The following is a 12,970-nucleotide window of genomic DNA, read 5'->3' as shown; positions in this document are numbered from 1 at the left end:
AGCAACAGATCGAATCAAATTAGCAATGGAACAACAATCGTTAAATGTAGCTTAATTAAATCGGTTTTCTATTTTTAAAAAGCTTATAAACCATCAAGGAGCTACTTTACGCATTTTTAAAAACGTTAATTATGAAATTGATTCATATATGAAAAATTAAGAAATAAAGAGTGAGATTCAAGAAATTAAGTAAATCCTTCTTGCTGTTCTTGCCGGTGGACTATTGTATATGGTATATGGCGGAATTTATTACTCGATCTTAGTAGGGAAGAACAAACAAAGCGAGGGTGCATTAAAATACGTTGTCTCAGTTCTTGTTGCATTTATCAGCTCTATTTTTATAGCAATACTTGTACAAGCGACTAGCTCAACTAGTTTGTTAGAAGGAGCTATAGTCGGGGGGGATTATTGGCATTCTTATTACTATGTTTTATTTGAAAAACACATTATTTGGACTCGTGAACAAAAAGAATTTTATAATTGCAATTGGCGATCATTTAATTATATTCACTTTATTGGGAATGATTCACAGTTCGTTTATTTGATTGAATTAAGGGTGCCTGTGCAACGTTGAATGTTGCACAGGCACCCTAAAAGTTTTAGTGTAGTAAAAAATTGGTGGATAGTAACATTTACTTAATAGCAAAATCAAAGCCTTAACGGGAAAAAGCGGTGAAATCCTCTTGTGTAGTAGGGAGATCTCATCGCTTTTTTCTACGACTAAATTTCACTCAACAAGTATCGAAGCCTCTCTCAATGCTTGTTCTGCCGCCATAATTTGTTGTTCGTTGTCTGCGCTGATTGTATGCAGATGGATGCCTTCGGTTAGTTCCAATAGAAAGGTCGCTTTGGACTCTTGTATGTGGTTGATAAAGGACACCACTTCACTACGATTTGAAACCATAATCGAGGCGGTTAAATCCCCGTAGACAGGATGTTCAATCTTAACGTCTTTCACTAAAATACCGTGATCGACTAGAATCATTAGCTCAGTTTCCGTTTGCTCAGGCGTGTGCCGACAAACGATTGTTTTTTCTATTTTTTTCGGCTCGACGGTAGGGTGTACATATAGATACCCTCGGTTCGTTGCGATAATTGGCTCTCCTTTTGCTTTTAGTAACGTGACGTCTCCGACGATAACTTGTCGACTCACGTTCGTTAATCGCCCCAATTCGCTACCTGAAATCGGTTCACTAGATACCTTTAATGTAGAGACGATGAATCGATGTCGAGCATCTCCAAGAATTTTTTCATTTATACTCATTTTTGTTCACCTCATCTTTAAGAGAATTCAATCGAAGGCTTTTCTTTCTTCGTTTGCAATCGAATAGCTACCATCGCATTGGCCAATTGTTGAACGTTCTCAACAGTTGAGCTTTTGCCAAACGAAACACGCACAAATTCTCTTGCATGTTGGGGTTTCAATCGCAATGCCATCATTGCTTTGGAAGAAGCTTGCTGTCCGACATTGCAAGCACTTCCTGTTGAAATCGCAAACCCTCTTCGATTGAGTTCAAGCATCATCAGTTGGCCTTCCATATCGTAAATGCGCAGTCCGACAATTTGGGGGAGCTGCTTCGATGTGTCCTTGCTAGTATATACGATAAATAGATCCGAATGTTTCTCAATAGTTTGCAAAAAGACTTCGCGAAGCTTCCTGAAATGTTCCAATTGTTGTCTGCTATTGTGAGCGGCGGTTGTAAACGCAGCGATGCCAGGAACGTTCACGGTGCCACCTCGAAATGTAGATTCGTGGACGAGTCCTGGAAAAACAGGAAGGAGGCGATGTTTTGGATCGATGTAGACCAATCCTACACCTTTTGGGCCGTACAATTTATGAGACGAAATTGTCAAGCTGTCTACGTTTATTGCGACAGCTGAAATATCCATTTTCCCGAAGGATTGAACGCAATCGCTATGAAGTAATATACCCCGTTCTTTCACTAGGATAGCAATTTCTTCAATTGGTTGGATTGTGCCAATTTCAGGATTGACGTGCTGGATGCTGACAAGAATAGTTTCATTTGTTAAAGCTAGTTCAAGCGTTTGTACATCGACAATCCCTTCCTCATTGAAAGGGATTTTTGTTATTTGAAATCCGTCTTCCTCTAAATAAGCAAGTGCAGAGTCAATCGAAGGATGTTCGCCTAGTGTCGTAACGATGTGATTCCCCTTTGAGCGATTGGCTTTCGCAAGAGAAATAATCGATAGTAAATTACTCTCCGTACCACCCGATGTAAAATAAATTCCATCAGAAGACACGCCAAGAAGTTGAGCAAATTTAGAGCGACTGTACGTTAACAAGTTTTCAGCTTCTGCTCCAACTTCATGTAAACTGCTCGTGTTTCCATAACAAGATACCGAAAGTTTCGCAAATACGTCTGCCGACTCAGCGTCTAACGGTGTGGATGCAGCATAATCAAAGTAGTTCATCCAAATTCTCCTCCAAAATAAAACATTTTGATAGATTCATTTTTGCATATAAAGTATACTGTGTAAAGACAAGTGTAAAGACAGTTGGTTATTTAGGAGGATTATCGTGAAGACGTACGATCACATCATTATTGGAAGTGGAATTTCCGCACTGCAACTCGCAACGCATGTACATAAAAAGACTAAGGTGCTCATTGTTACCAAGTCTACCGTAACAAATAGCAATTCGTACAGAGCACAAGGGGGAATTGCTGCAGCTGTCTCAAAGGAAGACAATCCTTTTTTTCATTTTCAGGATACGCTACGTGCAGGTTGTTTGTTTCATGATAATGCTTCTGTCTACGAACTTGTGCACAACGGTCCTAGAGTTATAAAAAATCTAAACCACGATGGATTGTTTTTTGATAAAGATGGAGAGGGTAATTTTTCACTTGGAATGGAAGGGGCACATAGTCACCACCGAATTTTACATTGTGGTGGGGATGCGACAGGTAAGCATATGGTGGAGCATCTTCTGTCGAAAGTTCAACCACATGTTGATGTAATTGAAAATGAATTTGTTTTTGAATTAATCATTGATTCGAAAACGAAAAGATGCATCGGTATTAAGTCGATGGATGAACACGGTAAGCTTCATCGTTATTTTGGGACAAATATTGTGTTGGCAGTTGGTGGAATAGGTGGTTTGTTTTCCTATACATCCAATGACCCTTCCGTAACTGGGGATGGCATTGCGCTTGCATATCGTGCAGGAGCGGACATCATCGATATGGAATTCATCCAGTTTCATCCGACACTATTGTTTACCGATAATGAAACGCGGGGGTTAATTTCTGAAGCAGTAAGGGGATTAGGTGCGCGACTTGTGAATACTTCTGGTACACATTTTATGGATGGAAAGCATCCCCAAGGTGATTTGGCTCCGAGACACATCGTAGCGAAAGAGATTTTTAAACAACGCGCAGCTGGAAAGAATGTTTTTCTTGATGTTTCGATGATTGACGACTTTAAGGAAGCATTTCCTACAGTTTCGGCTATATGCAATGCAAATGGTGTTTCTATAGAAGAGGGATTTCTTCCTGTTGCTCCTGGATCTCATTTCCTGATGGGCGGTATCGCAGTGAACGAATTTGGTGAAACATCGATTAAAGGATTGTTTGCGATTGGGGAAGTGGCTTCGACAGGAGTTCACGGTGCCAACCGACTCGCGAGTAATTCGTTATTGGAGGGCCTTTATTTTGGTGAAAAGTTAGCGAATCATTTAAATGAAAAGCAAAGATTTGATGCTTTTCCCACGTTTGATGTGAAAAAAGAAGTTCCATACAAACAATTGGAACTACCAACTTCGGAGGATATAAAGAATCGTATGATGGCCCAGGCAGGCATTATTCGAACGAAGGAGGAGCTCATTGAACTAGATCAATGGCTAAACTCTTTTAGTCAGATTGACTCGACGTTGGATGGCTTCCAGAGGGAAGAAATTCAAGTCGTGTTCATGTTGCAAGTGGCAAAGCTCATTGTGACCGGAGCACTTTTACGAAAAGAAAGTCGGGGCGGACACATTCGAGAGGATTTCCCTCATGAAGGGGATAGTTGGAAAAAAGTTCACATTGTTCAATCAAGAACAGGTGTTGAAATGAGGAGGAAAACGAATGAACGACATCAAGCTGAAATCCATGCTTGAACAATTCTTCATAGAAGATATTGGAGATGGAGATTTGTCGAGTATGACACTGTTCCCAGAAAACATATTCGGTGAAATGGTGTTCATAGCAAAAATGGACGGGCTCTTTTGCGGAAATAAAGTAATTCAAATTGGATCCGCTCTGATTGATTCTTCTACAAACGTAATCTGTCACTTAGAAGACGGAGCATATATCAAAAAAGGTGAAAAAATTGCGACGATAACTGGAGCTGTTCGAAGCCTTTTAACGAGTGAACGTGTACTTCTGAATTTAATCCAACGTATGAGTGGAATTGCGACAGAAACAAATAAAGTCGTACAAAAAGTGAAAGGAACAAATACGAAAGTGTGTGACACGCGCAAAACAGTTCCAGGACTTCGTATGTTGGATAAATACTCAGTTCGAATGGGGGGCGGTTACAACCACAGAAGTGGATTGTATGATGCAGTTATGTTGAAAGACAATCATCTTGAATTTGCAGGTTCCATCACAAAAGCAGTACAGAAGGTAAAAGAAAATATTGGACATACGGTGAAAATTGAAGTTGAAATTGAGTCGTACGTTCAACTGAAAGAAGCTATCGCAGCAAAAGTAGATATTGTGATGTTCGATAATTGCACCCCTTCGGAAATTGCGGAGTGGAAAATGATTGTCCCAAATACAATCGTTACAGAAGCTTCTGGCAACATTTCGAAGGAAACAATTTCTGACTATGCACTTGCCGGCGTCGACTATATCTCACTAGGCTATCTAACACACTCGGTCCAGGCGTTTGACATTAGTGCGGTCGTGTCTGTGTCCAATAAATGATAAGGGAGATTTTCCAATGTCTATTTTACAATATTTCGAAGACCAAAAAAGTGGCACATTGCCTGAAAAGTATAGAGACTTAACGAACGAACAAATGGAAACTCGTATCGCTGAAATAAAAGAACAATTAGGAGATAAATTATTCATCCCAGGACATCATTATCAAAGAGATGATGTTATTCAATTTGCAGATGTTGCTGGAGATTCACTGCAACTCGCACAAATTTGTGCTGCGAATGAGAAGGCGGAGCACATCGTTTTTTGTGGTGTTCACTTTATGGCAGAAACGGCAGATATATTGACGACAGACAGTCAAAAAGTATATTTACCAGACATGCGTGCAGGCTGTTCGATGGCAGATATGGCAGATATATTTCAAACGGATCGTGCTTGGAAAGCACTTGAACAGATAGTGGGAGATACGATTGTTCCTTTGACATATGTGAATTCAACAGCAGCAATTAAAGCATTTGTTGGAAAAAATGGAGGCGCAACAGTGACTTCATCCAATGCACACGCGATGGTAGAATGGGCGTTTACTCAAAAAGAACGTGTCCTATTTTTACCGGATCAACACCTTGGTAGAAATACAGCATTTGACCTTGGTATTCCGCTAGAACAAATGGCGGTATGGGATCCAATTCACGATAAGTTAGAATATGAAGGAAATCTTGCTGATTTAAAAGTAATTTTGTGGAAAGGCCATTGCTCGGTCCATGAAAAATTTACAGTTCAAAATACAGTCGACGTGCGAGCGCAATATCCAAATATGCGTATTATAGTGCATCCGGAATGTACAAGAGAGGTAGTTGCACTTGCGGATGAGAATGGTTCGACGAAGAACATTATCGATACAATCAATGCCGCGGAACCGGGTAGCCAGTGGGCGGTTGGAACGGAGATGAATTTAGTCAATCGACTTATCCAATCGCATCCAGATAAGCATATTATTTCATTAAACCCGAGCATGTGTCCGTGCTTAACGATGAATCGTATTGACTTGCCACATTTGTTATGGAGTTTGGAGAGCATTCAACAAGGTGAAACAATCAATCAGATTAGCATCGATGAAGAAACAACGAAATATGCAATTTTAGCATTGGACCGCATGTTGGCCAGAACATAATACAGAGGTGCCAGAGTCACATCCAAGGTTCCTTTTACAACGAAGAGATATCCAGAAAAACAAATGGCCTCTTCCTTTTAAGTAGAAATGTTTCTACGAAAAGGAAAGTGGCCATTATAGATTTTAGTTAGTTGGATTCCCCTGTGTAAGTTCAGGGAATAAGTACTCGATGATGTGCATCGTTAAGTGTCGTGATTTACCTTTGTATGGATAGATATGCATATACATGGATGGGTTAAAGTTCGCTTCAATAATTCCATACGCATTCGGTTCCGCTGCAGGCACGTTTAGGTCTTCAATAATTAAGTCAATCCCACTAATTTTAGCACCTAGTGCTGCAACTGCATCCACTGCTATTTTTTTGTAGTCCTCAGTAATTTCATCCGTTACGTCAATGGAATCTCCACCTGTACTAACGTTGGAGTTCTCACGCAAGTATACGATTTCTCCATCTTTAGGTACGGAATCGAATTGATAACCTTGTCCTTTAAGCATGAGATCTTCAAGTTCTCCTAATTGAATGAATTCCAATGGAGTTCTGTGGTCTCGACCTCTAAGGGGGTCACGATTCTTTTCAAGGACTAACTCCTCAATTGTTTGTTTTCCGTCCCCTTGAACATTCGCAGGAATTCGTGACAAAATAGCTAGCACTTTATCAGCTACTACGAAAAAGCGATACTCGGTTCCCTTAAGAAATTCTTCTACTAACACGGAAGTATCTTCTTGAAAGGCGAGTGTGATTGCTTGTTTATAATCCTCGTAATTTGTGCCATCTTTGAAAATGGAAATCCCTAAACCATAGTTCGTTGATTTTGGTTTCACAACAAACGGTTTCGATGCAAACAACTCATAAGAGTTCAGCGCATGCTTTATGTCGTTGAATTCCTCGCCTAACGGAACACGAAACCCTTCTTGGTGAAGGATTTTTTTTGTGACTGTTTTGTTTTCCATAATTAAAGTAGATACATATGTATCTTTACTTGTCATATTCCCATTTTTCACATATTCAACATGGTCGTCTAATTTGAGTTTTAGAAATTGGTCTTGTCGATCCAATACTTCTACTTTAATACCCTTTTGGATGGCATCAAACATAACAAGTTGAGTTGACAGTTCCATGTCTGTAAACCCTGTTAATTGATAAGGTTTGTCCCAAGAAGCATCGAAATACTCTTTTGCAAGTGAGGTAGCGACTTCACTTTGGCTACATTTTTCACTCTCTTTAAAGAGTCTACCCGCTAATGTGTTACTTGGATCTTGTACCATTTTTCTTAGATTAACAAACAACGAATCTGAAACAGTTAATTGTAAGCTTTCTACCATTTTCTCCATCTCGTCGATAATTGTGTTCGCTTCCCCTTCAAGCTTTGTCTTCTCCAAAGGGTGCTCAAGAGCCACAAGGTCATTGTTTAGTTCACCGGTTCTAACCCATTCATCAGGTTCAGCACCTTCTTCATTCCATAATGAATAGAGTAAGAATAGGTGTAGGAATTCACCTTGTTCATAGCTGATGCCGTTGCTTTCAAATGGGTTGATATCAATGTTGCGGAGTTCGATGTAACTAACACCTTCATCCTCAAGATCTGCAACACGATTTCCACCTCTAAAACGGACAGCAGAATAAAACTCTTTTTCTTCTACGAGCAATCCTTTTTCAACCATCGAAGCCAGATCTGCTATATAGCACTGCATACTCCTATAGGACACCTTAACATCTTCATGATTCGTATAACCGTAACTGCTACTTCTTATACTTCGTACAGGTTCCTTCAAAGAATCCTCTTCAAAAAAGCCTTTCTCACTTAAAGGCGAAGCGCCGTATAGATACGTTATTAACCAACGGTAGTGCAGATAGTTTCGAGTTGCTTTGAGATAGACCTCAGTTTTAAAACGTCGGTAGTCTGTCATTTTTGTTTGTAAGTTAAACAATGCGGTAATGAGTGCGTCACCAAATTCAAAGTTAAAATGAATGCCGCTAATCATTTGTTTGCGTCGACCATATGTCTCAGCTAATGAATGCCTATATTCAACACCTTCAGAGTCATTCAGTTTCGCAATGATAATGTCTTCATCATTTTCTGGAAGTTGAGGCGGCATACTTAATGGCCAAAGCATTTCTTTTTCACCCATTGAGCCATATGCAACATCATGGATAGCAGATAAGTAGTTAAATAATTCCTCAAGCGTTTCTGAAACTGGAGTGATGAGCTCCATTTGTGTTTCTGCAAAATCTCGCTGAATATAAGGGTGAACATCCCTCCCAGTAATACTTTCCGGGTGATCCGTTTTGACTAAATTACCAGATAAGTCTACTCGTTGACCTTCTTTTTCAATTCCAAATCGGGCAGCAAATAAATAAGGTTTCACCCGCACATCCGCCAATATTTTTTTTATATCCATCGTGGCTAAACCTCCAAATTTACATAGTCTTTATTTACTTTTTAAAATTCATTTATATAATCAAGGAAAATATCCACATAGTATTAATGTCGATACATCCATTCTAAATCTTATTGTAAAAGGTTGTCATCTTAAGTGCTTCAAATGGAAGGTGAAAAGGTCTTCTACGAACGTGGGTATAAAGAATTATTCCTGATTCTGTTCCTGGACTTTTACTAAGTCGTTCAACATTTAATGTGGTTACTATCTTTGTTCTTCGTGTCTCTGCACAACTATTGCTATAATGGATAAGTGTTAAAAGTTAACTTGCAGATGTATCTGTTTCTTTATTAGTTAGGGAGTTGGAAATTGAGATGAATAAAAAAGATATTGCGGCAATCCGAAAGAATTTTAAGTTGGATACAGATTTATTGACGATTAAAGATATTTATAATGTATATATCAGGCAAGAAAGCAATGAAATTTTTCATGAAGAAAGCCAGGCGTTTCCTTTATTGGAACGTGAGCAACAAGAGTTATTCCTAACCAATTTCAAAAAAGTACTTGGAGGGAAATTAGGAGTAAAGCTATTTGAGGTGAAGTTTGCACCGCAAGCAGAAGAGCAAACGGACCATACGCAGCAGCTTTTATACGAGGGTATTCAAGGTACAGACGTAGAGGACTGGAAAGAAGATATGCAAAAAATTGCATTGAAAATGGTTCAAGACTCTCAATATGAAAAGGATTTAGTCGTGACATTCATTCGCGCGAATTACTTTAATCCAACAAAGCGTCATAGTGAGGAATCAGAAAAAGATGCTCGCGACGAGGTGTTCACATCGCCATTTATTCTTTGCAGTATGAATCAGACCGAGCTTCCGAAACGTTCGCTTGTTTTTGATTTTACAGAAAAAGAGTTTAAATCCGATTTAATGCTTAATCCGGTTATTAATATTGCTCGTCCAATCGGTGGGTTTCTATTTCCTTGTTTTACAGATAACGCAGCAGATATTAATCATATTTTGTATGCAGCGGGCAAAACGAATAAACCAGATTACCAGTTTATTGAGACTGTACTAAATGGTGAGGAAATAATGACTGCTGAAGACGATAAGGCAGTGTTCGAAGAAATTGTGAAAGAAGTAATCGGTGAAGAAGTCGACTCTCGCACAATTGCTAGTGTTTATGATGAAATTCATACAATGTTAATGTTGGAAGAAGAGAGTGAAGATGAAGAAGAAAGTATTCCCGTCTTAGATGCAGCAGAAGTAGAACGTGTATTGAAAGCAAGTGGTGTGAAAGACATTAGCAAGGAACGCGTGGAACGTGCATTTCAAAATGTCCTTGAAGATACATCTTACGAGATGAAAGCGAGTCATGTGTTACCAAGTTTTACATCTAAATCAATAAAAATAAGTACCAAGGTAGCCGATATATCGATCAATCCACAAGACTTGAGGTACGTAAGACAGGTTAACTACAACGGTAAACGCTGCCTTTTGATTGAAGTTGAAGAAGATACAATGATAGAGGGATTTAAATTGGTTAATGAAGAATTGCTTGACTAGGGTATTCGTAGGGAAGTTTGCCTATGTCAACTTGACTAAATCAAGTTGACATAGGGTTAATTCCAAAGGATTTATATTCGTTAACGATAAATCCAACAGTGATATGGAAATAGCATAACAATAAAGTGAGGGGAAAATTATGTTTCTAGACAAATTAAAAAAACAATTAAATGAGAAGCAGTCCCTATTTATTGGTGAGGAGAATGCATTTCGCGCTGCAATCTTAATTCCACTTGTGCAAGTCGAAAATGAATGGCACATCCTTTTTGAAGTTCGTTCACAAACAATGAGAAAGCAGCCTGGTGACATTAGTTTCCCTGGCGGTAGAATTGATCCCACAGACCCATCCCCTATGGCAGCAGCGCTAAGAGAAACATCTGAAGAGTTAGGTGTGGATCCAAAAACCATTACTATTGTAGAGAAATTAAGCCCTTACGTTGCCTCCTCGTCATTTGTAGTTTATCCGTTTGTCGGCATCATTGACTACGATCAAATTATCGATTCATATAACAAGGAAGAAGTCGAAGAGGTATTTATTGTACCAGTCAAATGGTTATTGAATCACGAACCTTATATGCATATAATATCTGTGGAGCCAACGCCCGCCAGAGATTTCCCTTATGATAAAATAATGAATGGTGCCAACTATCAATGGAGATCACATCCAATGGAAGAGTGGTTTTTTGATTATAAAGGGTATACAATATGGGGATTAACCGCAAGAATTTTAAAACACTTTATTGAAATAATAAAATAAGAAGCACCGTGGAGCTTGATTTGAGCTGCTATTTTATCACTTTTGGTAAAATATTTAACGTGTTATTCATGAGGGATTCCTTTTTCCTAGCTAATAACTATGATAAGATTATAATTGATATAGAAAAGACAAATGACTAGGATATTTCCTTGGTTCGTTTAGAAGTATTGGGAGCATAACCTACACTACAGTTTAGAATATAAGGATGGTAAAAATAATGAATAACAGCGAAAATAAAACAGATGTTATCTTAATTGGTGCTGGAATTATGAGTGCAACGTTGGGCACAATGTTGAAAGAATTAGTTCCTGAATGGAATATTACAGTATTTGAGAAGCTTGCTAGCGCAGGTGAAGAAAGTTCAAACGAATGGAACAATGCTGGAACGGGTCATGCAGCTTTATGTGAGCTTAATTACACCGATGAAAAAGCTGACGGTTCCGTAGATATTAGCAAAGCGATAAAGATCAATGAACAGTTTCAACTTTCAATGCAATTTTGGTCCTACTTAGTAGACAATAACCTAATCAGCAATCCGGAAGATTTTATCATGCCTTTACCTCATATGAGTATGGTTCAAGGTAAAGAGAATGTTGCTTTTTTGAAAAACCGTTTTGAAGCTATGGTCGCAAATCCATTGTTTAAAGGGATGGAGTTTTCTGACGATCCTAAAAAACTAATGGAATGGATTCCGCTTATTATGGAAAACCGTCCAGAAGGTGAATCGATAGCCGCTACGAAAATTGACTCAGGAACGGATGTTAACTTTGGTGCGCTAACACGTATGCTTTTTGATCATTTAAAAGCTAAAAATGTAGATATTCAATACAATCGAAGTGTCGATGGTCTAAAGCGTAAGGAAGATGGAACATGGGATTTAAAAGTGAAGAATGTTGAAAGTGGCAATGTTGAACATCACTCTGCAAAGTTCGTCTTTATTGGTGGCGGCGGAGGAAGTCTACATTTGTTACAGAAGTCGGGTATTCCAGAAGGAAAACAGATTGGTGGTTTCCCAGTAAGTGGAATATTTATGTCATGTAAAAATCCGGATGTCATTGCGCAGCATCATGCGAAAGTATACGGAAAAGCAGCAGTTGGTGCACCACCTATGTCTGTTCCACATCTGGACACTCGGTTTATTGACAACAAAAAGTCATTGCTATTCGGACCATTTGCCGGATTTTCACCTAAATTCCTAAAGACAGGATCGATGTTTGACCTAATTACTTCTGTCAAACCGAATAACGTCTTCACGATGTTATCTGCAGGTGCAAAACAAATGCCTTTGACAAAGTATTTAATCCAACAAGTTATGTTATCGAAAGAACAACGCATGAAAGAGCTTCGTGAATTTATTCCGAATGCGAAAAGTGAAGATTGGGACTTCGTCGTAGCTGGACAACGTGTACAAGTTATTAAAGATACAGAAGCAGGCGGAAAAGGTACACTTCAATTTGGTACCGAAGTAATTACTTCTGAAGATGGCTCAATTGCAGCCTTGCTTGGTGCTTCACCAGGAGCTTCTACAGCCGTTCATGTTATGTTTAACGTACTTAAAAAATGTTTCCCCCAACATATTGAAGAGTGGGAACCAAAATTCAAGGAAATGGTTCCGACTTATGGAAAATCTCTTATGGACGATCCGGAACTATTGGATGAAGTTCATTTGTCGACAGCACAGACGCTTGGCTTTATTGAACCATTACCTGTCGGTGAATAAAAAAACATACAAATTAAAAGAGTGCATCTCCAGCAAAAGTATCTTGCTGAAGATTAACTGGTTCGGTACATGGGGAGAAAATATTAAAAAGCATGGCACGTGGAGACGCAATTCGCACATGAATTGGTGTCTCCCTTTTTGTTGTCATATCAATGCTTTAACGGGTTTAAAACGAATGTAGAAAAACTGTTGCTTTGCGTTCCGGCGTACGCTTTCCGCGGGCACGGCTTCAATCTCCTCGTCCGCTTCGCTACCTGCGGGGCTTTCAGCTCGCGCTGTTCCCGCTGGAGTCGACGCCTGCACTCCAAGCAACGGAGTGTATTATTTGAAAAAGCATCTTAAGCAAACGGGCCAGTTCGACAAGTTCTGTGATAAATGCCTTTGGCATGAAAACACAGGAAGTTTATGAAATAAATTTCAACTTTACAATTGAAGATAGGAATGAAGAAACCATGTTTTCTGAAACTATCTCATCGATACTCCTGCGTGCGC

The 12,970-nt window shown here is 39.1% G+C and carries 10 protein-coding genes; 7 read left to right on the top strand and 3 right to left on the bottom strand.

Annotation, left to right across the window (positions count from 1 at the left end; genetic code table 11):
• Positions 1-229 precede the first annotated feature (229 nt).
• Positions 230-574: a hypothetical protein gene (locus ACXYMX_RS16565; RefSeq protein WP_459045351.1), complete on the top strand. Its 345-nt coding sequence runs from the start codon at positions 230-232 to the stop codon at positions 572-574.
• 153 nt (positions 575-727) lie between these two features.
• Here the strand turns inward: ACXYMX_RS16565 and ACXYMX_RS16560 are convergent, their stop codons facing one another.
• Both ACXYMX_RS16560 and ACXYMX_RS16555 read right to left on the bottom strand, forming a co-directional pair.
• Complete coding sequence (locus ACXYMX_RS16560; RefSeq protein WP_459045350.1) at positions 728-1,264, bottom strand: 3H domain-containing protein; 537 nt, start codon at positions 1,262-1,264, stop codon at positions 728-730.
• 17 nt (positions 1,265-1,281) lie between these two features.
• Entirely contained in the window at positions 1,282-2,433 is a 1,152-nt protein-coding gene (locus tag ACXYMX_RS16555) for an IscS subfamily cysteine desulfurase (protein ID WP_459045349.1), read from the bottom strand.
• Positions 2,434-2,539: 106 nt separating this feature from the next.
• On the opposite strand from ACXYMX_RS16555, the gene nadB reads away from it, so the two are divergent.
• From nadB to nadA, 3 genes are read left to right on the top strand one after another with little or no spacing between them, the layout of a single operon-like run.
• Positions 2,540-4,117: an L-aspartate oxidase gene (nadB, locus tag ACXYMX_RS16550; protein WP_459045348.1), complete on the top strand. Its 1,578-nt coding sequence runs from the start codon at positions 2,540-2,542 to the stop codon at positions 4,115-4,117.
• Positions 4,086-4,928, top strand: coding sequence for a carboxylating nicotinate-nucleotide diphosphorylase (gene nadC / locus ACXYMX_RS16545; protein ID WP_459045347.1), 843 nt, complete (start codon positions 4,086-4,088; stop codon positions 4,926-4,928). Before nadB ends, nadC begins: the two co-directional genes overlap by 32 nt.
• A 16-nt stretch (positions 4,929-4,944) precedes the next feature.
• Positions 4,945-6,054, top strand: coding sequence for a quinolinate synthase NadA (gene nadA / locus ACXYMX_RS16540; protein WP_459045346.1), 1,110 nt, complete (start codon positions 4,945-4,947; stop codon positions 6,052-6,054).
• 123 nt (positions 6,055-6,177) lie between these two features.
• Here nadA and gshAB read toward each other — a convergent pair whose 3' ends face one another.
• Positions 6,178-8,454 carry a bifunctional glutamate--cysteine ligase GshA/glutathione synthetase GshB gene (gene gshAB, locus ACXYMX_RS16535; RefSeq protein WP_459045345.1) on the bottom strand — a complete coding sequence of 759 codons (2,277 nt, stop codon included), beginning with the start codon at positions 8,452-8,454 and terminating at the stop codon, positions 6,178-6,180.
• Between the two features lie 353 nt (positions 8,455-8,807).
• On the opposite strand from gshAB, the gene ACXYMX_RS16530 reads away from it, so the two are divergent.
• From ACXYMX_RS16530 to ACXYMX_RS16520, 3 genes are all read left to right on the top strand, one after another.
• Positions 8,808-10,001 (top strand): DUF4317 domain-containing protein, encoded by a 1,194-nt coding sequence (locus ACXYMX_RS16530; RefSeq protein WP_459045344.1) that lies wholly within the window; start codon positions 8,808-8,810, stop codon positions 9,999-10,001.
• 139 nt (positions 10,002-10,140) lie between these two features.
• Positions 10,141-10,758: an NUDIX hydrolase gene (locus tag ACXYMX_RS16525; protein ID WP_459045343.1), complete on the top strand. Its 618-nt coding sequence runs from the start codon at positions 10,141-10,143 to the stop codon at positions 10,756-10,758.
• 217 nt (positions 10,759-10,975) lie between these two features.
• Positions 10,976-12,478, top strand: a complete 1,503-nt coding sequence (locus tag ACXYMX_RS16520; RefSeq protein ID WP_459045342.1) for a malate:quinone oxidoreductase — start codon at positions 10,976-10,978, stop codon at positions 12,476-12,478.
• The last annotated feature ends 492 nt before the right edge of the window (positions 12,479-12,970 follow it).

The sequence above is a fragment of the Sporosarcina sp. CAU 1771 genome (assembly GCF_054482775.1).
This window is presented reverse-complemented; position numbering and strand designations above follow the sequence as displayed.

What these genes read in the sequence shown, in the direction of transcription:
- ACXYMX_RS16565 (WP_459045351.1), top strand. Translation starts at nt 230, where the DNA reads ATGGTATATGGCGGAATTTATTACTCGATCTTAGTAGGGAAGAACAAA.
- ACXYMX_RS16560 (WP_459045350.1), bottom strand. Translation starts at nt 1,264, where the DNA reads ATGAGTATAAATGAAAAAATTCTTGGAGATGCTCGACATCGATTCATC.
- ACXYMX_RS16555 (WP_459045349.1), bottom strand. Translation starts at nt 2,433, where the DNA reads ATGAACTACTTTGATTATGCTGCATCCACACCGTTAGACGCTGAGTCG.
- nadC (WP_459045347.1), top strand. Translation starts at nt 4,086, where the DNA reads ATGAACGACATCAAGCTGAAATCCATGCTTGAACAATTCTTCATAGAA.
- nadA (WP_459045346.1), top strand. Translation starts at nt 4,945, where the DNA reads ATGTCTATTTTACAATATTTCGAAGACCAAAAAAGTGGCACATTGCCT.
- gshAB (WP_459045345.1), bottom strand. Translation starts at nt 8,454, where the DNA reads ATGGATATAAAAAAAATATTGGCGGATGTGCGGGTGAAACCTTATTTA.
- ACXYMX_RS16530 (WP_459045344.1), top strand. Translation starts at nt 8,808, where the DNA reads ATGAATAAAAAAGATATTGCGGCAATCCGAAAGAATTTTAAGTTGGAT.
- ACXYMX_RS16525 (WP_459045343.1), top strand. Translation starts at nt 10,141, where the DNA reads ATGTTTCTAGACAAATTAAAAAAACAATTAAATGAGAAGCAGTCCCTA.
- ACXYMX_RS16520 (WP_459045342.1), top strand. Translation starts at nt 10,976, where the DNA reads ATGAATAACAGCGAAAATAAAACAGATGTTATCTTAATTGGTGCTGGA.